Origin of the sequence: Roseibium sp. (assembly GCF_050301095.1) — a bacterium.
Taxonomy (GTDB): Bacteria; Pseudomonadota; Alphaproteobacteria; order Rhizobiales; family Stappiaceae; genus Roseibium.
Genome location: NZ_JBNKYW010000274.1, coordinates 1 through 18,407, shown reverse-complemented (window position 1 = coordinate 18,407; position 18,407 = coordinate 1). Strand labels below are relative to the sequence as shown.

The 18,407-nt window shown below is 59.6% G+C and carries 18 protein-coding genes and 1 pseudogene; 7 read left to right on the top strand and 12 right to left on the bottom strand.

Going from position 1 to position 18,407, the window contains the following annotated elements; all coding sequences use genetic code 11:
• The first annotated feature begins 4 nt into the window (after positions 1-4).
• On the top strand, positions 5-796 hold the full coding sequence (locus ACQY7U_RS24075) for a substrate-binding periplasmic protein (RefSeq protein ID WP_428650445.1): 792 nt from the start codon (positions 5-7) through the stop codon (positions 794-796).
• 224 nt (positions 797-1,020) lie between these two features.
• Here ACQY7U_RS24075 and rarD read toward each other — a convergent pair whose 3' ends face one another.
• From rarD to cysS, 5 genes are all read right to left on the bottom strand, one after another.
• Complete coding sequence (gene rarD / locus ACQY7U_RS24070) at positions 1,021-1,926, bottom strand: EamA family transporter RarD (RefSeq protein ID WP_428650442.1); 906 nt, start codon at positions 1,924-1,926, stop codon at positions 1,021-1,023.
• Between the two features lie 29 nt (positions 1,927-1,955).
• Positions 1,956-3,551, bottom strand: coding sequence for a citramalate synthase (gene cimA, locus ACQY7U_RS24065; RefSeq protein WP_428650440.1), 1,596 nt, complete (start codon positions 3,549-3,551; stop codon positions 1,956-1,958).
• A gap of 32 nt (positions 3,552-3,583) precedes the next feature.
• The gene (locus tag ACQY7U_RS24060) at positions 3,584-4,087 is read right to left on the bottom strand and encodes a GFA family protein (protein WP_428650438.1); all 504 of its coding nucleotides are present in this window, start codon (positions 4,085-4,087) and stop codon (positions 3,584-3,586) included.
• Entirely contained in the window at positions 4,087-4,455 is a 369-nt protein-coding gene (locus ACQY7U_RS24055; RefSeq protein WP_428650480.1) for an endonuclease domain-containing protein, read from the bottom strand. Before ACQY7U_RS24055 ends, ACQY7U_RS24060 begins: the two co-directional genes overlap by 1 nt.
• Before the next feature lie 296 nt (positions 4,456-4,751).
• A complete protein-coding gene (gene cysS / locus ACQY7U_RS24050) occupies positions 4,752-6,167 on the bottom strand; it encodes a cysteine--tRNA ligase (RefSeq protein ID WP_428650436.1) in 1,416 nt (471 codons plus the stop codon).
• 307 nt (positions 6,168-6,474) lie between these two features.
• On the opposite strand from cysS, the gene ACQY7U_RS24045 reads away from it, so the two are divergent.
• The 3 genes from ACQY7U_RS24045 to ACQY7U_RS24035 all read left to right on the top strand — a co-directional run bounded on the left by ACQY7U_RS24045 (position 6,475) and on the right by ACQY7U_RS24035 (position 8,885).
• Positions 6,475-8,148, top strand: a complete 1,674-nt coding sequence (locus ACQY7U_RS24045) for a L,D-transpeptidase family protein (protein ID WP_428650433.1) — start codon at positions 6,475-6,477, stop codon at positions 8,146-8,148.
• 138 nt (positions 8,149-8,286) lie between these two features.
• Entirely contained in the window at positions 8,287-8,475 is a 189-nt protein-coding gene (locus tag ACQY7U_RS24040; protein WP_428650431.1) for a sugar transporter, read from the top strand.
• 68 nt (positions 8,476-8,543) lie between these two features.
• Complete coding sequence (locus ACQY7U_RS24035; protein ID WP_428650429.1) at positions 8,544-8,885, top strand: ArsR/SmtB family transcription factor; 342 nt, start codon at positions 8,544-8,546, stop codon at positions 8,883-8,885.
• 67 nt (positions 8,886-8,952) lie between these two features.
• Here ACQY7U_RS24035 and ACQY7U_RS24030 read toward each other — a convergent pair whose 3' ends face one another.
• Positions 8,953-9,702: a LysR substrate-binding domain-containing protein gene (locus ACQY7U_RS24030; RefSeq protein WP_428650478.1), complete on the bottom strand. Its 750-nt coding sequence runs from the start codon at positions 9,700-9,702 to the stop codon at positions 8,953-8,955.
• 21 nt (positions 9,703-9,723) lie between these two features.
• A pseudogene (locus ACQY7U_RS24025) lies at positions 9,724-9,900 on the bottom strand (LysR family transcriptional regulator); the annotation flags it as partial.
• A 155-nt stretch (positions 9,901-10,055) separates the two neighbouring features.
• On the opposite strand from ACQY7U_RS24025, the gene ACQY7U_RS24020 reads away from it, so the two are divergent.
• Positions 10,056-10,709, top strand: coding sequence for a glutathione S-transferase family protein (locus ACQY7U_RS24020; protein ID WP_428650426.1), 654 nt, complete (start codon positions 10,056-10,058; stop codon positions 10,707-10,709).
• Positions 10,710-10,762: 53 nt separating this feature from the next.
• Here the strand turns inward: ACQY7U_RS24020 and ACQY7U_RS24015 are convergent, their stop codons facing one another.
• Both ACQY7U_RS24015 and ACQY7U_RS24010 read right to left on the bottom strand, forming a co-directional pair.
• Positions 10,763-11,269 carry a CreA family protein gene (locus tag ACQY7U_RS24015; RefSeq protein WP_428650476.1) on the bottom strand — a complete coding sequence of 169 codons (507 nt, stop codon included), beginning with the start codon at positions 11,267-11,269 and terminating at the stop codon, positions 10,763-10,765.
• A 139-nt stretch (positions 11,270-11,408) separates the two neighbouring features.
• Positions 11,409-12,695, bottom strand: a complete 1,287-nt coding sequence (locus tag ACQY7U_RS24010; protein ID WP_428650423.1) for an MBL fold metallo-hydrolase — start codon at positions 12,693-12,695, stop codon at positions 11,409-11,411.
• Positions 12,696-13,065: 370 nt separating this feature from the next.
• Between ACQY7U_RS24010 and ACQY7U_RS24005 the strand changes: the two genes are divergently transcribed.
• Entirely contained in the window at positions 13,066-13,566 is a 501-nt protein-coding gene (locus tag ACQY7U_RS24005; protein WP_428650420.1) for a MarR family winged helix-turn-helix transcriptional regulator, read from the top strand.
• Positions 13,567-13,706: 140 nt separating this feature from the next.
• Positions 13,707-15,056: a DUF2865 domain-containing protein gene (locus tag ACQY7U_RS24000; RefSeq protein WP_428650417.1), complete on the top strand. Its 1,350-nt coding sequence runs from the start codon at positions 13,707-13,709 to the stop codon at positions 15,054-15,056.
• On the opposite strand, the gene gltX is transcribed toward ACQY7U_RS24000, so the two are convergent.
• The 3 genes from gltX to nadE form a co-directional block, all read right to left on the bottom strand.
• Positions 15,019-16,380 (bottom strand): glutamate--tRNA ligase, encoded by a 1,362-nt coding sequence (gltX, locus tag ACQY7U_RS23995; RefSeq protein WP_428650414.1) that lies wholly within the window; start codon positions 16,378-16,380, stop codon positions 15,019-15,021. The two genes, ACQY7U_RS24000 and gltX, sit on opposite strands and share 38 nt — an antisense overlap.
• Before the next feature lie 60 nt (positions 16,381-16,440).
• Positions 16,441-17,649, bottom strand: a complete 1,209-nt coding sequence (locus tag ACQY7U_RS23990; RefSeq protein WP_428650411.1) for an MFS transporter — start codon at positions 17,647-17,649, stop codon at positions 16,441-16,443.
• A 38-nt stretch (positions 17,650-17,687) separates the two neighbouring features.
• Positions 17,688-18,407, bottom strand: a 720-nt coding sequence (nadE, locus tag ACQY7U_RS23985) for an NAD(+) synthase (protein ID WP_428650408.1), incomplete at its 5' end; no start/stop codon positions are given.

The following is an 18,407-nucleotide window of genomic DNA, read 5'->3' as shown; positions in this document are numbered from 1 at the left end:
GCAGATGATCAAAACTCTGTTTCCCATGTTTTGCACATTGCTTTTCTTCACATTTGCAACAAACGCGGAAGAATTGCTGATTGCAGGTGACGACAACGCAAAGCCAAAAAACTGGCTGGATTTACGCGGTGAGCCCAAAGGCATTCATATTGAATTGCTGGACGAAATCTCGAGGAAAACCGGTATCGAATTCACGTATTCGATGGCGCCATGGGCACGCGTTTTTGCTTTGAGTAAAAACGGCAACGCGGCAATTATGGGTTTTTCGAAGACAACAGAACGTGAGAAACTTTGGCACTATAGCGATCCTCTGTATTTTGATGAACTTGTTTTTGTCTCCCGCAAGGACGACATGTTTGAATTCAGTGGATTGGGAAGCATTCGTGGTCTCACCATTGGAATCAAACGTGGAGCCAGCTACGGCGACGACTTTGAACAAGCCGTAAGAACCGGCCTCATCAAGGTTGTTGAGACAACGGACAGAGCGAACCAGCTAAGAATGCTTGACGCCGGCCGGGTAGACCTTGTCCTTCTCAGCCCCGGAAGAATCGCCCTGGAAACGATCATCAAAGAAAATAGCTGGTTACAGGCTCATAGAGATGACTTTGCCATCATTTCCCCGCCGTACAAACTCGATCCGAATTACATCGGCATACCCAAAAGCATGGGTAAGGAGCATCTCCTGGAACCTATCAATGAGGCCATTCGGCAAATCAAAGCCAATGGCACCTATGAAAGGATCGTGCAAAAGGTCACAGATAATATAATCGAGGAGCTTAGGGGAGCACGGCCATGAGCTGCGCTAATGTGGTCAAGGCACGTGTGTTATACCCGTCACAGTTGACGGAGCCCATCTGACCGTGTTTGGAGACCGTTCGGCAAGGTGCCTGTCGTGAGACGTTGCGGGGCATCGCTCAGGACTGGTAACATTGCGGAATAGTTTTCAAACGCGGCCTTTGGTTTGGGGGGGCAAGTGTTCGAATTTCCAGTCAGACAGGTCTTCGTCCGTGACCGCCGGTATCAGGCCCGATAGCGCCGCCAGCTGTCGTAGCTGAAGACCACCAGCGCACCCCAGATCATGACAAATCCCATCAGCTTGGTCTGATCCAGAGGTTCACCCCACAGGTAGACCGCCATCAGAAAGTGCATGGAGGGTGCCAGATACTGCATCAGGCCGAGCATGAAGAGCGGCAGTCGGCGGGCGGCCGCCGAAAAGCAGATCAGCGGCAGCGCTGTGACGATGCCGGTTCCGGCCAACGCCAGCAGCACGGGCGGATCGTTGAGCACAAGCGCATCGACGCCCCAACTCAGGTTCAAAAGGACGTAAATGGCGGCCATCGGGAACAGCAGCAGGGTTTCGACGAAGAGCCCCGGCGTTGCCTTGACCGGCGTCACCTTGCGGACATAGCCGTAGCCGGCAAAAGAAAAGGCCAGAACCAGGGACACCCAGGGGAGCCCGCCAGCCAGGACCGCCTGCAGGACAACGGCGAAGGCGGCAATCAGGATCGCAAAAGCCTGTCCGCGGGACAGTTTCTCGTGCAGGATCACCAGCCCGACGAGAATGCTCACCAGCGGGTTGATGAAATACCCGAGCGAGACGTCCAGGACCTGATTGTTGGAAATCGCCCAGACGAAGACCAGCCAGTTGACTGCAATGAAACTGGCGGAGGCCGTCAGCCCCAGAAGCACCTTCGGCTGACGGAACACGTCCCGCACTTCCTGCCAGCGGCCACGCAGATACAGGTAAAGCCCGACAAAGAGTACCGACCACAGAATCCGGTGCGAGACGACAAGGTCCGCCGGCACCGTGTCGGTCAGCTTGTAGTAGGCCGGAAAGAAGCCCCACATGACATAGGCGGCTAGGCCGACAAGGAGACCCTGACGGAATTCAGCCTGCGCTTCGGCGCTCGTGACCGTCTGCGACATGAAACGAACCTTTTCAGGCGCGTGTGATTTCAGGCGGCCTCCGCCTTCAACAGCGCGAATGTAATGGAGTCGACCAGCGCCTGGAACGAGGCATCGACGATGTTGGAGGAGACACCGATCGTGAACCAGCGGCGGTGGGATTTCGTGTCGTGGCTCTCGATCAGAACGCGCGTGACTGCGCCCGTGCCACCATTGAGGATACGAACCTTATAGTCAATCAGCTCCAGACCTTCGATAGCGGATTGATATTTCCCCAGGTCCTTGCGCAAGGCCATGTCGAGCGCGTTGACCGGGCCGTTCCCTTCGGCCACCGACATGCGGGTCTCTCCGTCGATGTCGACTTTTACCACGGCCTCAGACACGGTGATCAGGTCGCCGATGGCGTTGAAGCGTCGTTCCACCATCACGCGGAAGGACTCGACCGCGAAGAACCGCGGCACTTCGCCAAGTTCGCGCCGGGCCATGAGTTCGAAGGAAGCGTCCGCCGCCTCATAGGCATAGCCTTCCGCCTCGCGCTCCTTCACCAGGGCGAGCAGCTTGTCGAGTCGCGGGTCGGCCTTGTCGACCTCGATCCCGACGCGTGAGAGTTCACCGAGAAGGTTGCTCTTGCCGGCCTGGTCGGACACCAGAACGCGCCTCTGATTGCCGACGCTTTCCGGGGTCACATGCTCATAGGTCTGCGGGTCCTTCAGGATCGCGGAAGCATGAATTCCGGCCTTGGTGGCAAAGGCGGTTTCCCCCACATAGGGTGCATGACGGTCCGGAGAGCGGTTCAGGATCTCGTCGAAGGCGTGCGATATGGCCGTGATATTTCGGAGCTGTTCGTCTCCGACGCCGATTTCGAACCGGTCCGCATAAGCGGCCTTCAGCTTCAGGGTCGGGATCAGCGTGATCAGGTTGGCATTGCCGCAACGCTCGCCCAGCCCGTTCAAGGTCCCCTGGATCTGGCGCACACCGGCGTCGACAGCCGCCAGAGAATTGGCGACCGCATGGCCGGTGTCGTCGTGGGTGTGAATACCGAGATGCGTTCCCGGCACCACCTCCTGAACCCTGGTTACGATGTCGTGGATTTCGTCGGGCAGGGTTCCGCCGTTGGTGTCGCACAGGACGATCCAGCGCGCCCCGGCAAGATAGGCGGAGCGCGCGCATTCAAGGGCATAGGCCGGATTGGCCTTGTAGCCGTCGAAGAAATGTTCGCAATCGATCATCGCTTCCTTGCCTGCGGCAACGGCTGCGGCAACGGTGTCCTCTATGGACTGGAGGTTGTCTTCGTTGCTGCAGCCGAGCGCGACCCGGACATGATAGTCCCAGGCCTTGGCGACGAAACAGCACGCGTCGGATTTTGCCGCCAGCACTTGCTGAAGGCCGGGATCGTTGGCGGCGGATCGTCCTGCCCGCTTGGTCATGCCAAAGGCGGTGAAGGTTGCCCGCTGCGTGCGTTTTTCAGAAAAGAACTCAGTGTCGGCCGGGTTCGCCCCTGGATAACCGCCCTCGATGTAGTCGACACCCAGACGTTCCAGCAGTTCGGCAATGACGATCTTCTCATTGACGGAAAAGTCGATACCGCTGGTCTGCGCGCCGTCACGGAGCGTGGTGTCGAAAAGATAGAGGCGTTCCTTGGTCATGGGTTCTTCCTGCCCGGCATCCGTGCCGCGGCCTATCCGTTGTCGTTGTCGCCGCTTTGTGCCGGCGGCCAGGTTTCCGTGTCGTGATCGGGATGCTGATGGGAGACGATGCTTGCGAGAAAGGACAGGGTCTCCTCATCCTCTTCCGTGCGCCGGGCCGGGAGTTCGGCCATATGGTCGGTATAGGCGAGCTTGCCCTCCACGCCGTATTGAATGACGGGCACGACCTCCTCCGGGACGTCAAAGGCCCCGATGGCGATCGCGACCCCGTCAGGGGCTTCATAGGTCAGCGGCGTCCCGCATTTGCCGCAAAAGCCGCGCGCGACCACATTTGAGCTTTGAAAGCGCTGCGGTTCACCGCGCATCCAGGTCAGCTCGCTGTTTTCCCGAACGCCGACCAGTGGTGCATAGAACGCCCCGAAAGCCTTCTGGCACATGCGGCAATGGCAGATCGACGCCTTGCCGAGTTCGCCGGAAATCCGGAACCGCACGGCACCGCACTGGCAGCCACCAGACCAGGTTTTGCCTTCACTCATCAGCAGCTCTCCTTTCCACATGTCTCCAGGATCTTGCGGCAGACCCCATCGAGATCCACCAGGACTTCCGTGTTCCAGAATCGCAAAACGGTCCAGCCCAGAGAGGTCAATTGCTTGTCGCGCTTCCCGTCTCTTTCAGGTCCGTCAGCTTCTGCGTGCTGCGATCCGTCGAGTTCGATAACGATGCGATGTTTGGGTGCTGCAAAGTCCACGATATATCCGGCAATCGGCATTTGCCGGCGGAAAGGTATACCTTCCAAGCGGTGAGCCCGGATCGCCTGCCAAAGCTTTTTTTCCGCGTCAGTCATGTCCGAACGGAGTTTTTTGGCGTTCGTTCGCAGATGGTTCGGGATACTACCGTGAGGCATGTGGCGGGCTCCGGACTGAGCCTGATAGTCAGCATGTGTAACAGAGGCTGTATACCCCCCTCTGTCCGCTGAAGCGGACATCTCCCCCTCAAGCGGGGAGACGGGAGCAAACGGCAACCAAATCGGCAGGTACCGATTGCCCGAAGTCTCAAGTGCTTCAGAACGGTTCTGATCGTGGATCCCATGTCGTTTGTCTTGGGCACGTCGGTGCGGCAAGCGCCTCTCTCCCCCCTTGAGGGGGAGATGTCCCTGGAGGGGACAGAGGGGGGTACTCAGCCACACCGCCGACGACAAAGTCACCGTTTGACCTCCCACGTGGTCAGCCGCTCGCCGGTTGCTGAGTCTTTTGAATCCTTTAGCTGGATTCCCTGAGACGTCAGGTCAGCACGGATCCGGTCAGCTTCCGCCCAGTCCTTGGCCTTCAACGCTTCCAGACGGGCAGCCACCGCTGCGTCGATCGCCGCGGTGTCGAGACCGGAAAGATCCGCCTTTACCGGACCGACGCCAAGCAGCGCGGCGGTTGCGGAATAGACGTCCAGCTTCGCCGGATCCTTGGCGGCCTCGACTGCCAGGGCATGCAGCGCCTGGACAGCGGCAGCGGTGTTGAGGTCGTCGGAGAGCAAAGCAACGACTTCGGCGTCCGGTTCGGCGTCCGTTGCCACCGGCTCCGGCCATCTGGCCAGAAGGTTTTCCGCCTCATCAAGCTTGCGTATGGAGAAGTCGATCGGCTCGCGGTAATTGGTCATCAGCATGGCAAGGCGCAGCACCTCACCCGGCCACCTGCGGCCACCAAAACTTTCGGTCTCCAGCAACTCCTGAATGGTGAAGAAATTGCCCTCGGACTTGGACATCTTCCGGCCTTCCACCTGCAGAAAGCCGTTGTGCATCCAGTAATTGGCCATCACGGACGTGCCATGGGCGCAGCGCGACTGGGCGATCTCGTTTTCATGATGCGGGAAGATCAGATCGAGCCCGCCGCCGTGAATGTCGAAGACCTTGCCGAGGTGATAGGCGCTCATCACGGAGCACTCGATGTGCCAGCCCGGACGGCCGCGGCCCCACGGGCTGTCCCAGCCGGGCTCTTCCTCGGAGGAAAGCTTCCAGAGAACGAAGTCACCGGGGCTCTTCTTGTGGGCCTCGACCGCAATGCGGGCACCGGCAAGCTGCTCGTCCAGCTTGCGCTTGGAGAGCCCGCCGTAGTCCGGCATGGACAACGTGTCGAACAGCACCTCGCCGCCGGCCTGGTACGCATGCCCCTTGTCGATCAGCGCGCCGATCATCTCTACCATGCCGTCGATATGCTGGGTCGCGCGCGGCTCGAAGCTCGGTTCCAGGACACCCAGGGACCTGATGTCCTTGTGGAACTGGTCCGCGGTCTTCTTCGTCACCTTCGCGATGGCATCATTGAGCGGCAGGTCCGGGAAGTCACGCAGAGCGCGGGCGTTGATCTTGTCGTCCACGTCCGTGATGTTGCGCACATAGGTAACATGCTCGGCACCGTAGAGATGGCGCAGCAGACGGAACAGCACGTCGAAGACGATCACCGGACGTGCGTTTCCGATGTGGGCGAAATCATAAACCGTCGGTCCGCAGACATAGAGACGCACATTTTCGTCATCGATCGCCCGGAAATCCTCTTTCTGGCGAGTCAATGTATTTGTAAGCTTCAAGCCTTTGAAAATGCCGGATTTTTCAGTCTCAGCGGCGCTCATGTCAAACGGTCTCCTGGCCGGCTGGCCGGGCGGTCCGTCTCAGAGGAGATTTTGCCAAGAGGGAACGGCCACAGCCAGCGGTGTCGCTAGCTGCAAATAATGGTGATCGAAATGATGTTCCGTGTGGCCGTCATCATGGGCAGCTTTATGGACCGGAAAACGGAATGCGGTCAAGGATCAAATCCGGGCCTGCGCCGAAACGGTATTCCTGTGACCGCGACGCCGCATCTTGTTTGCGCATGAGCGTGGCGAACGCCGGAATTGCGCGCTAAGCTTCGGCCACCGGGAATCAGAGGGGGACATTCCCATGGCGTGCATTCGTTTTCGTCGCCTGGCAGCAGCAGGCCTTGTGCTCACAACCGCACTCGCACTTTCGGATCTCGTGTCCGGCGTTCGGGCAGAAGCGCAATCGGGAACGCCACAGGTATCCGAAACCCAGATCGTCCCGCCTCCCGTCTTCCCCGAACCGGAAACTCCGATCGCAAAGGCGATCCAGCAAGCGATCACGTCCGACCTCGCGGACGGACTGACCATTTATTATGGCAAGCGGGGCTATGCGCCGATCTGGTTCGACGAAAACGGCCTGACCGAAAACGCGCATCTGACCATCGCGGCGATGGCCGCCGCCAACGATCATGCGCTCAATCCGGACAACTATCTTCCGATCGAACTTGTCGAGATGTCAGAGGCGGCCCGCACGCCAGACGAATGGGCGCAGTTCGACCTGCAGCTTTCCGTCCAGTTCCTGCGTTATGCCACCCATCTGTCGTCCGGACGCGTCCAGCCCAACAGCATCAACAAGGCACTGAACCTGTTTCCGGACCGGCCGGAGCCGGAAGAACTGTTCGAAACGGCGGCAAAAGCCACCGAGTTCAGTGCCTTTCTGGACAGTCTCGCGCCGCAGTCGGACAATTACGCCAGACTGAAACGCAGGCTCGCGCAATACAGGCAAAAGGCAGCCGAAGGCGGATTTACCGAAGTGCCCGACGGCGATGTCCTGAAACCCGGCATGACCGACCCGCGAGTCGAGGTTCTGCGGACAAGGCTGATGGAAGAGGACATTCCGGGCGCGGCCGCGCATTCCGGCGACGTCTATGACGGTACCCTCGTGGAAGCGGTGAAGACCTTTCAGGAACACAACGGCCTGGAGACCGACGGTGTCATCGGCAAGAACACACTGGAGCGGCTCAATATTCCGCTTTTGGACAAGCTGATCCAGATGGAACTCAACATGGAACGCCGGCGCTGGATGCCAGACGATCCCGGCAGTTTTTATGTCTTCGTCAACCTCGCCGACCAGAACCTGAAGGTGGTCAGGAACGGCAAGACGATCCACACCGCCCGCGTTGTGGTCGGCAAGCCGTATCACGCGACGCCGGTCTTTTCCGACGAGTTGGAATACGTGGAGATCAACCCCTACTGGAACGTGCCCTATTCCATCGCGACGAAGGAATACCTTCCGAAACTGAAGAGGAACCCGTCAGCTCTCAGCGGGAAAAACTTCCGGGTCTTTCAGAACGACCGAGAAGTCGCCGCGACCCAGGTCGCATGGAACAACTATTCCGGCGGCCATTTTCCGTTCCGCCTGCGCCAGGACCCGGGAGACGACAACGCGCTCGGCCGGATCAAGTTCATGTTCCCGAACAGTTTCAACATCTACATCCACGACACGCCGTCGAAGTCCCTGTTCACCCGCTCCGAGCGCGCCTTCAGCCACGGCTGCATCAGGGTCTCAAATCCCTTCGCCCTGGCCGACGTGCTTTTGGAACATGTCAATGCGACGCCGGGACATTGGGAAAAGATCCGCGACAGCCGCGAACGCACCATCGTCAAACCCAAGACACGCATCCGGGTACATCTCACCTATCTGACGGCCTGGATGAACAAGGATGGATCCACGCATTTCAGAAACGACATCTACGGTCGCGACAAGGTGCTTCTGGAAGCCCTTAGAACCGCCATGACAAAGAACCTCTATTAAGCATAAATATCTGTTTTAATTATCTTAATACCTCCGTTTACACTCCTGAACGGAAGCTGAACACGTCACTCAGAACGGGTTCAAGGCCTGCTGCCTACACTCCTGGCAATCGATACGGATTGCCATCAGGAGCACGCCATGCTGAACCGCCTCTTCATCATCCTTTTCCTCGCCCTTGTTCTCGGCGGCCCTTTTGCTGCCATTATCGCCATTTCTGATGGTACAAAGGCTTTCGGTCACGAAGTGCAGCAAAAAGGAGCGTGTTTCATGACCGGAATCGGATGCGGTGACGGCAACATCATTGTAACGGCCGTCAGCCGCATATAAATAAGGTCAGGAATTGCGACCGGGACACCGGCCTGCAGTGTGAACAAATTGATTGGCAAGGCTGTCCGATGGACTACAAGGCGCTTGAAGATAAAGCAGAAACCGCAGCGGAATTCTTGAAGATGATGGCGTCGGCACCGCGTCTTCTGCTGATGTGCCTTGTGCTGGAAGAAGAACGCTGCGTCAGCGAACTTGCCGAGAAGACCGGCATGCGCATGCCGACTGTCTCCCAGCAGCTTGCCCTTCTGAGGGCTCAGGGACTTGTGACGACCCGGCGCGAAGGCACGACCATCTATTACCGGCTCGCGAGCGAGCCTGTGAAGGACATAATGGCGATGCTCTACAAGCATTTTTGCGCGGGAACCGAGCTGCCGGTGGGCAAGCATCTGGAAATGCTGGACGCGAACTGAGCCAAGAGACTTCGTGCTCGGGAGCACCTCCTGCCGTCGTTGTTGCCATCAGGCGTTCATCCGTCCGTCAACGCTGGGGATCATGCTGCAGGAGACCAGATACGCTTTCCGCAAATGCTCCCGCCGTGTCGACAACCCATTCCTGAAACTGTCTCTGCAACAAACTCTTCGGTCGTCCGCTGACCGAAACCAGCCGATAGAGATAGCCCGTCGGAACATGCTTTGCCGGACCGAACGGAATTTCCAAAGCCCCGCTCATGATTGCATCATAAGCTTCGGCAATGCCGCACAGCACCAGTCCCTGCCCGGTGAGCGCAGCCTGCAGGCCTGAACTGATCTTGGAAAATCGTACGACTCCTTCCGGCGGGTCGATTTCAATATCAAAAACCCCGGACCAACTCTCCCAGTTGGCCCATTCCGGATCCGGTGTCCGGTTCTCCAGATGCACAAGCGGAATTCCCGACAGAGACCTGACCCCCTCAGATAATCGATACCGGTCAGCGAACGCGGGAGTGCAAACCGGAACGACATAATCGCCGAACAAATCAACTGCATCCAAACCTTTTTCCGGCAAGGGGCAGTAGCGTATGGCGAAGTCAAATCCCTCCGCGGCAAGATCAATACGCCGGTTCGATGCATTGAGACGCAAATCCACGGCTGAGTTCTGGTGGTAGAAGTCGGGAACACGTCTGATGAACCAGTTTTCCGCAAAGGATTCAGGAAGGGTCACAGCGATCCGGTTCGCTGCTCCGCGGTCTCTTAATTCGGTGAGAACTTCGTCGATGATCGAGAACCCCGACGTGAGGCGCGACTTCACACGCAGCGCGTCCTCATTGGGCAGAACGCCGGATGCGGTCCTCCGGAACAGGTTCCGTCCGAGATAGGCTTCCAGTCCCCTGATTTGCTGCCCGACCGCCGCTGTTGTAACGCCAAGCTCGTCCGCGGCCGAGCGAAATGTCCCGGTCCGCATGACCGCCTCAAAGGCTCTGAGCGCGTTCAGATGTGTCAGCTTCATGAGATCAGACTAAAGATTTTCTTTTGCCTCGGCGAGATAAAATGACCTGATAGGCCCGCATTTTCCTGCAATCATATCGACAGAAATCATCCTGGTCAGAGATGACGATAGTTTTTGTTGTCAGATCGACAAACGGTCTTCAAAGGAGACGGGCAATGTACACCCTCTATTGGGAACGTCTTTCAGGTGCGATCGGACCTCAGATACTTCTGGAGGATATCGGCGCGGAATACCGAAAAATCCCCGTGAACATGGCTGAGGGCGAACATCGGGCAAGTGCTTATCAGGATGTCAATCCGGTGATGCGCGTCCCTGCCCTCGGACTGCCGGACGGCACCGTCATCGGCGAAACCGCAGCGATCATTCTGGTCCTGGGAGAACGTCACCCGCAGGCAAACCTGGTCCCGATGACCGGAGACCCTGAACGGCCACGTTTCCTGTTCTGGCTCCTCGCAATGGCCGCGAACGGATACCCGATATTTTCCAGAGCCTGGCACCCGGAACAGTTCACGATGAACGCCTCGGCCAATACCAGTGTTCAGACCAGGGCCGAAGAGCACCTGCGCGAGTTCTTCGCGACGATAAACCGGTCGATCAGCGGCGAGCCGTACTTTTTGCCGAGCGGCTTTACCGCGCTGGACATCTATCTGACGATGCTGACGGAGTGGTCGGCCGACCGGCGGGCAATGTTCGAGGACAATCCCAGAATTGCCGCTCTGTGCGAGGCAGTGATGGAGCGGCCGTCCTACAGGAGGGTCATTGCCGAACACACATTGCATGCAGAGCCTGTCCGCAAAGCCGCGTCATGACCTGCCGCGTCGCCGGCCGCATTCCTATATCACCAGAATCTGCCGGCTGACGCCTAATCCTTCACATAGTCGCCGCACCTGGGCGGCGGCTGATCGCCCCAGGGCATCAACGGAACCGTCGAGGTGGAATTCTTCGGGCTGCCCTCGATCAACTTGTCGGAATAGACCAGATAGACCAGCACGTTGCGCGTGGCATCGCAGCCGCGCACGATCCGCATTTTCTTGAACATGAAAGAGCGGCGCTGGCGGAACATTTCTTCGCCCTGCTCGAAATTGTCCTTGATGGTAACCGGACCAACCTGGCGGCACGCAAGCGAGATATCGGACACTTCCTCTGCAACGCCGAGCCAGCCGGAAACACCGCCCTTCTCCGGCACCGTGAAGTGGCAGGCGACCCCGTCGACAATCGGGTCATCGATGGCGTAGGTCGCCAGCTTGTGATCCGGTGTCAGCAGCTTCCAGACCGTCGACTTCTTGAAGATCAGGTCGGGCTCTTCGGCTGAAAAAGCTGCCCCGGCCCCTTGCAGACAAGCCGTCAGGGCAAGCGCGGCAGCTAACATGAAACGCATGGTCAATCTCCGGTTTTTGAACGCCTGACATGTGGGGTTCACGATAAGGCGATCAAGAAACCGGAACCCAAAAAACGAAAACGCGCGCCACTGGCGCGCGTTCCAATAATCCTTGTTGCCGTGAGGATCGTCAGCGGGCGTTTTCAAGAATCTTTTCAGCCTGGCTGTCCGAGCCGTCCGCAACCGTTTCCCCGTCACTGACGATAATGTCCTCAGCGCTCAGGTCGAGGGTCGTTTCTTCCTGGGCCTGGCCTTCCGGCTCCAGCCCATCATGGTCCGTGTCCTCTTCCGGGGCAAGTGCGAGAGATGCCGCAAAATCGCTATCGGAGACCAGACCGGCAACTCGCTCCTCGCTGCCGGCTTCCCCGGCATCGTCCACGTGATCAGTTTCTGCCGCTGTCAGTTGCTCTTCAACCGTCTCGACGGCGTCGGCCGCCTGTTCAGCTGTTGGCTGACCGGCTGTGCCGGCTCCGCTCAGGGCGTCCTGAAGGTCCGCACAGCGTTCGCGGGTCCAAACTTGCGGCTGGTCCAGTCCCAGGGCCTCGTCATAGGCCCGGGCCACGTTGAACGGCAGGTGGAATTCAAAATCGGCCCAGGAGGCGAAGTGCGGCGCAAGCGCGTCGCTGACGGCCTGGAACGTGTCCTTGAGGCCAAGGCTCTGTTCGACGCAAGCCGCTGCACCGTCCCGCAGGGTGACGACAAAATCGCGGGTCGTTTCGATCGCGGCCGCGACCGCCTGTGCACCAATGGCCGATTTTCCGGAACCCGGCATGAGGGCGTTCGGACGGAAGGCCGAAATCCGGTCGAGCGCGCGGGGCCAGTCCGCGAGATGAGCGTCGCCGCAATAGGGGGCAGCAGACTTCTGGACCAGATCACCTGCAAAGAGAACCGAACTTCCGGGCACCCAGACGACAAGGTCGCCCATAGTGTGACCGCGGCCGAGATGCATCAACCGGACGTCCATGCCCCCGAGATCGATGGTCATGGAGGAGGCAATGGTCATGCTGGGGGCGATACCTGTCGTCTCACCCGCCAGCCCCTCAAACAGGACCGGATTGAGTTCGCGCGAAACCCGGATTTCCTCCCGGCTCCTTGTGTCCATCATTCGGCGGGTGAGATCTGATGCGATGATTTCACCCGGTTCGAACGCGGACGCGCCAAGCACGCTGGCAGCATGGAAATGCGTCAGTACCACCTGCTTGACGGGTTTGTCCGTAAGCTCTCGCACCTTCGCCAGCACTTTTTCCGCCAGAGCCGGCGTTGCCTGGCCATCGACGATCAGAACGCCCCTGTCGCCGATGATCACGCCGGTGTTGGTGCAACCGTCGGCACTGTAGGCATAACAGCCCCGCCCGAGTTCCTCGAACCGCTCGTTTTCGCCCGGCACCGTTTCGGACCTGTTTTTCATATCCATCATTGCGGCCTCGCTTTCCCGCCGGCTGCCAATCCCATTCCGGTATTCCGGCACCCGGCCAAACGCCTTTTCCTGTTGAGTGCAGCGTCTCAGTTTCCAGTCCTGATTCGCAAATTTCCGCTGCTGAAATTCTTAACTATTCCTTTCTTATCAACAGATAGGTCCGTTCAATTCGCGACTTTTCGACTATGAACACTCAAGCTCTCCGCCAATCTTGCTTGCTCCGGCTCAAAACTTGCGAAGCAGCCCGGGTTGTCTTTCCCGAAAATTCCATTTGGCTATACTTGCTAGTCGCAGAACATGGCCGTAACACGGCAGCATTCACCTGGACGAAAGACGAGGAAAATGAAACATGCGGGGAAGCTTTCAAGACATGTCTGATGAACCCGTGCCCTCAATTCCGCGTCCGGCCAATCAGGAGACCGGCGGGCCGGTTCTGCAACTGAGCAGGTTCCTGCCCTATCAGCTCAATCATCTCGCGGAGGCCGTCAGCCACTCGTTCTCGAAAATCTATGCGGACCAATATGGTATCGGCATTCCCGAATGGCGGGTCCTGGCCACGCTTGGCGAGTACCGCGCCATGACCGCACGCGACATCGGCCAGGCAACTTCCATGCACAAGACCAAGGTCAGCCGTGCGGTCGCCGCGCTGGAAAAGCGCGGGTTGATCGTGCGGATCAAGAACCCGGACGACCAGCGGGAACAGATGCTTGAGCTGAGCGCGAAGGGAAGCACCATGTATGAGGACATCGTCCCCCAGGCGCTTGCTTATTCGGCCGAGTTGCAGGCATCCTTGAGCGCGGAACAGCAGGCGCTGCTCGACGAGATTTTTACCCGTCTCCACAAGGCCGCCTGCCGGCACCACGTTGACTGATCAAACCTGTTGCCGGAACAGGGACAGCGTCCAGCATCGTTAACCGAACGTGAGCGCTTTTGTTGCTATTGATTGATGGAGCAACAATAGAAACGGGAACGGCCGGTGCGGCGAGAAGCTTTCACGCTGTGGGGATGGGCATGAGACTTTGCAGAAACGCCAGGTCTGTTCGATTCGCACAGGCGCTCGCGGCCGCTGCGGCCCTCGTCCTGTCTGCAAACCTGTCTCACGCCGCCAGTTGCGCCAGCCTGAAGACCGAATTGCAACGGCTTGAATCGGCGGGTGGTTCCCAATCCCCGGCGGCTCAAAAGTGGGCAAAGGCTCAAAAGCAGCAGCAGAAGTCGATTTCCGCGGCGGAACGGGATGCGAACTATTTCGGCTGCACCGGTGCGAATACCGCCAAATGCCAGAGCCTCAACACCAAACTCAAGCGCATGAAAGCGAACCTTGCCGCAATCGAGCGCCAATTGGCCAAATCCGGCGGTGGTTCGTCACGAAACAAAAAACGCCTGCAACAGGTCAAGGCCTCGCTCGCGCGCCAGAACTGCGATGCACCCGCGCAGACCCGGCAGGCCGCCGGCGGGCAGACAGGCGACAGCCAGCCGCAGTCGCTGTTTTCACGCCTCTTCGGCGCACGCAGCCGTCAGGACGTCGAGCCGGTTTCCGCCAGGACCGGTGACCGCGAAATAGCGGCCGTCAGATCGCGGACGGCGAACGGTGCCCCGACGGTTTACCTGCCATCGGGCGGAACTTTCCGGACACTCTGCGTACGCACTTGCGACGGCTATTTCTTCCCGCTCAGTTTCAAGACCGGCAAGAACAGCTTCGCCTATGACGCCTCAAGATGCTCTGAAATCTGTCCGGCGGCTGAAACAGAGCTTTACGTCTACCGCAATCCGGGTGGCGACCCGTCCCAGATGATCTCACTTGCCGGAGCGCTCTATTCCGAACAGCCCTTCGCCTTCCGCTACAAGAGCGAATATGTCGAAGGGTGTGGTTGCCGCGAGACCCGGCAGTCCAAAATGCGTTCGTCCTGGCGGGAACTGACCAAAGGGTCTTCCGACCGGGTCTTCTTTTCCGATATCAGCGCCGGTCTTCCGAGGCGAACCTTGCGGCCGAGCCTTGGCGGGACCTTCGAGGAAAGCGGCGAAACACCGTCACCGATGACCCGGCCGCCGCTTTCTCCGGCGCAATTGCCGCCTCACGAGGACCCGGATACACGCTTCAACCTGCAGATGGGCTTCAACGTCGCAGCCCCCCTTGCCGAAGTCGTGAAGCGCCTCAAGAAGGAAAACCCGGTCCAGAACGACCTGCTGTCGGCAAAGGATGGCCTGCCGCTTCTGTCGCTTCGCAGTACTGAAGGAGCAGCGGCGGAAAGCACAGCCGCCGCCTCGCCCGTCTTCAGGAAGGAGGACGACGGCTTTCGTCCCGCACCTGACCAGAAGGCTCCTGTCAGGGTAGTCGGTCCAGAATATTTTGTCGCCCAATAAGCGGCAGCAGTTCCTTCATGTCCGGGCCGTGGTCCATGCCGGTCAGCACACGCCGTAGCGGCATGAACAGTCCCCTGCCCTTACGGCCTGTTTCCGCTTTCAAGGCAGATGTCCAGGCGCCCCAGGTCTCGACCGTCACATCACCGTCCGGCAACAGGGCCTTTGCCCTTGCGACATAGTCCCTGTCCTCGTCCTCGATCCGGCTTTCGACGGGACCGGTCACGGCCTTCCAGTAACTGAGCGCCTCGGCGACGGTTCCGCAGTTGCCGCGCACCGCCAGCCAGAATGCTTCCGTACCGGAAATCCCGAGCTCTGCCAGCCTGTCCCTGACCGCCTCGAACGGCAGGTCATGAACCAGTTTGGCATTGAGGGTCTTCAGTTCCTCCGGATCGAATTTGGCGGCCGATCTTGACACACTGGCCAGATCGAACTTCTCCACCAGCGCATCCATGGTCTGAACCGGTTCTACCGCCTGGCTTGTCCCGGTCAACACCGCAAGCGAGGCCACCGCCATCGGCTCCAGGCCTTCTTCCCTGAGCGATCCGATGGACAGCGCGCCCTTGCGTTTGGATAGCCCTTCGCCGTCCACGGTGGTCAGCAGGTTATGATGACCGAAAACCGGTGGTTCCGCACCCAGCGCCCTGAAGATCGCGATCTGGACGCCTGTGTTCGAGACATGGTCCTCGCCGCGGATGATATGGCTGACCCCCATGTCGACGTCGTCGACGATCGAAGTGAACGTATAAAGACAAGTGCCGTCGGCGCGGATCAGCACCGGATCGGACAGCGATGCCAGGTCGATGGACTGGTCGCCGCGGCACAGGTCGTTCCAACTCACATCCGTCCGCCTGGTCTGAAACGGATCACCGTCATGATTGGGCAGCAGGAAGCGCCAATGCGGCTTGCGGCCCTCGGCCTCGAACGCTGCCTTCTGCTCGTCCGTCAGCTTGAGGCCTGCACGGTCATAGACCGGCGGGCGGCCAAGCGCGCGCTGGCGCGAGCGGCGGCGCTCCAGTTCGTCCGGGGTCTCGTAGCAGGCATAGAGCAGGCCCGCATCCTTCAGCTTCTGCGCGGCGGCGGCATAGCTGTCGACGCGTTCCGATTGCCGCTCGATCCGGTCCGGCTCCATTCCCAGCCAGCGCAGGTCCTTTTCGATGGACTCGACATATTCCTGTTTCGAGCGTTCCAGGTCGGTGTCGTCGAAACGCAGGATGAATGTGCCGCCCATCTTCCTGGCAAAGAGCCAGTTGTAGAGGGCGGGACGGCTGTTGCCGATATGGATGTGGCCGGTCGGCGACGGCGCAAAACGAACAGTGACGGTCATGGCGATGAGTTAGCCGGGCACGCCCCCGACGGCAAGTCCTAACCGTCGCCGGTCTTCAGATTATTGAGCTGAACGATAGGCACGGGCGACCAGTGCCAGGAGGACGCAGTAGATGAGGCAGTAAAGCCCCATGGTGCTGACTTGCAGGTCGAAGGCGACGCCCCGGTCGATCAGCCAGCCGACAAGACCGGGGCCGGCGGCGGAGGCGAAGACCATGAAGGCAAAGGCGACCGACCTGATCGCCCCCATGTGGCGGGTGCCGTAGACCTCTGGCCAGAAGGCGCCGACCAGCGTGCCGTTGAAGCCGTTGGAAATGCCGACGAGTGCCATGAAGACAAACGCCGAGGCAGGGGCATGAAGACCCGCGAGAACGAAGCAGGCAAGCGTCAGGGGCAACAAAGTGAAGGGCAACAGGCGCCGGGCGGAAAACCGGTCGATCAGCGGCCCCGCAACGAGCGAGGCGCAGACGACACCTGCCGCCATCAGCAAAAAGGCACTGGCAAACAGTTCCAGTGTCCAGCCGCGCAGCTCCACCAGATAGACCTGATGAAAGAAAATCGCCGTGCCGATGAAGGCCGGCGCGTTGACCCCAAGGTTGACCAGCCAGAAACGCGGATCGCGGAGCGCTTCCGCCCGGGTCCATTGGCGTCCCTCGGTCTTGGCCGCCGCCACCTCCGCCTGGCTCGGAACGCGATCCCTTGCCAGCAACGTCAAGAGGACCGGCAGCGCCATCAGCATGAGAACCAGAGCGGAGACCACCCAGGCGCCGCGCCAGCCGAAGGCACTGTTGAGAGCAACGAAGCAGAGCGGAAACAGCGCCTCGGCGGTGGGGAAGCCAAGCATGGCGATGGACATGGCGCGCCCACGCTGGGCAGAGAACCAGCGGCCCGCCGCCGTCAGCGAGGTGTGGGTCATCATGCCCTGCCCGCACAGGCGCAGACCATAAAAGGCCAGCGCGACCGCCCAGACGGAAAAGGTTCCCGCCATGGCGAGACAGAACAGCGCCAGCCCGGCAATGACGACCGCCGCAATCCAGCGTACCGGGAAATGATCGAGACTCCGGCCGACGTAGGGCAGCGTCAGCGCGCTGCCGAGCGTTGCCAGCATGTAAAGCAGGCCGAGGTCGCCATGACTGAGGCCGAACTCGGCCCTGATATCCCCCCCGGAAAGGGAAATGAAGAACGTCTGGCCAAACCCTGAGAAGACCGCGAGCAGATAGCTGGCAGTGAGCCAGCGCGCGTTCTCGCGCAGGAAGGAGAAATAGGTCATGAGGCCCGCTGAGGAGGCAGTTCCGGCGAAGGGTCCTCTCAGGAACGGTCCCGGAACCGGTTGGTGATGGGATACCGGCGGTCCTTGCCGAAATTCCGTTCGGTGATTTTCACGCCGGGAGGCGCCTGCCGGCGCTTGTATTCGGCGATGTAAAGAAGATGTTCAATCCGGTGGATCAACGCCCTGTCATGGCCGCGCTTCTCAATGTCGCCAACCGACATTTCCTCCTCGACCAGGCACCGCAGAATGTCGTCGAGCACGTCATAAGGCGGCAGCGAATCCTGATCGGTCTGATTTTCGCGCAGTTCGGCGGTCGGAACCTTGGTGATGATGTTGGACGGGATCACCTCTCCGGCCGGGCCGAGCAGGCCTTCCGGCCTGTTGGCATTGCGCCATTCGGCCAGGTGATAGACCTGGGTCTTGTAGAGATCCTTGATCGGATTGTAGCCGCCGTTCATGTCGCCATAGAGCGTCGCATAGCCGACCGACATTTCCGACTTGTTGCCCGTGGTGACGACCATGTAGCCGAACTTGTTGGAAACGGCCATCAGGATGACACCACGCGCGCGCGACTGGAGGTTTTCCTCGGTCGTGTCTTCCGCCGTGTCTGCAAACAGTTCACTCAGGACACTGCGAAACCCTTCGACAGGCTCGGCGATCGGAACCGTGTCGTAGCGAATGCCGAGCGCGGCGGCGCAATTGGCAGCGTCCCTGATGCTTTCCTCGGACGTATAGCGGTAGGGCAGCATGATCGCGTG

What these genes read in the sequence shown, in the direction of transcription:
- ACQY7U_RS24020 (WP_428650426.1), top strand. Translation starts at nt 10,056, where the DNA reads ATGTACACCCTCTATTGGGAACGTCTTTCAGGTGCGATCGGACCTCAG.
- ACQY7U_RS24045 (WP_428650433.1), top strand. Translation starts at nt 6,475, where the DNA reads ATGGCGTGCATTCGTTTTCGTCGCCTGGCAGCAGCAGGCCTTGTGCTC.
- gltX (WP_428650414.1), bottom strand. Translation starts at nt 16,380, where the DNA reads ATGACCGTCACTGTTCGTTTTGCGCCGTCGCCGACCGGCCACATCCAT.
- ACQY7U_RS24055 (WP_428650480.1), bottom strand. Translation starts at nt 4,455, where the DNA reads ATGCCTCACGGTAGTATCCCGAACCATCTGCGAACGAACGCCAAAAAA.
- rarD (WP_428650442.1), bottom strand. Translation starts at nt 1,926, where the DNA reads ATGTCGCAGACGGTCACGAGCGCCGAAGCGCAGGCTGAATTCCGTCAG.
- ACQY7U_RS24000 (WP_428650417.1), top strand. Translation starts at nt 13,707, where the DNA reads ATGAGACTTTGCAGAAACGCCAGGTCTGTTCGATTCGCACAGGCGCTC.
- ACQY7U_RS24005 (WP_428650420.1), top strand. Translation starts at nt 13,066, where the DNA reads ATGTCTGATGAACCCGTGCCCTCAATTCCGCGTCCGGCCAATCAGGAG.
- ACQY7U_RS24040 (WP_428650431.1), top strand. Translation starts at nt 8,287, where the DNA reads ATGCTGAACCGCCTCTTCATCATCCTTTTCCTCGCCCTTGTTCTCGGC.
- ACQY7U_RS24035 (WP_428650429.1), top strand. Translation starts at nt 8,544, where the DNA reads ATGGACTACAAGGCGCTTGAAGATAAAGCAGAAACCGCAGCGGAATTC.
- ACQY7U_RS24075 (WP_428650445.1), top strand. Translation starts at nt 5, where the DNA reads ATGATCAAAACTCTGTTTCCCATGTTTTGCACATTGCTTTTCTTCACA.
- cysS (WP_428650436.1), bottom strand. Translation starts at nt 6,167, where the DNA reads ATGAGCGCCGCTGAGACTGAAAAATCCGGCATTTTCAAAGGCTTGAAG.
- cimA (WP_428650440.1), bottom strand. Translation starts at nt 3,551, where the DNA reads ATGACCAAGGAACGCCTCTATCTTTTCGACACCACGCTCCGTGACGGC.
- ACQY7U_RS24015 (WP_428650476.1), bottom strand. Translation starts at nt 11,269, where the DNA reads ATGTTAGCTGCCGCGCTTGCCCTGACGGCTTGTCTGCAAGGGGCCGGG.
- ACQY7U_RS23990 (WP_428650411.1), bottom strand. Translation starts at nt 17,649, where the DNA reads ATGACCTATTTCTCCTTCCTGCGCGAGAACGCGCGCTGGCTCACTGCC.
- ACQY7U_RS24060 (WP_428650438.1), bottom strand. Translation starts at nt 4,087, where the DNA reads ATGAGTGAAGGCAAAACCTGGTCTGGTGGCTGCCAGTGCGGTGCCGTG.
- ACQY7U_RS24010 (WP_428650423.1), bottom strand. Translation starts at nt 12,695, where the DNA reads ATGATGGATATGAAAAACAGGTCCGAAACGGTGCCGGGCGAAAACGAG.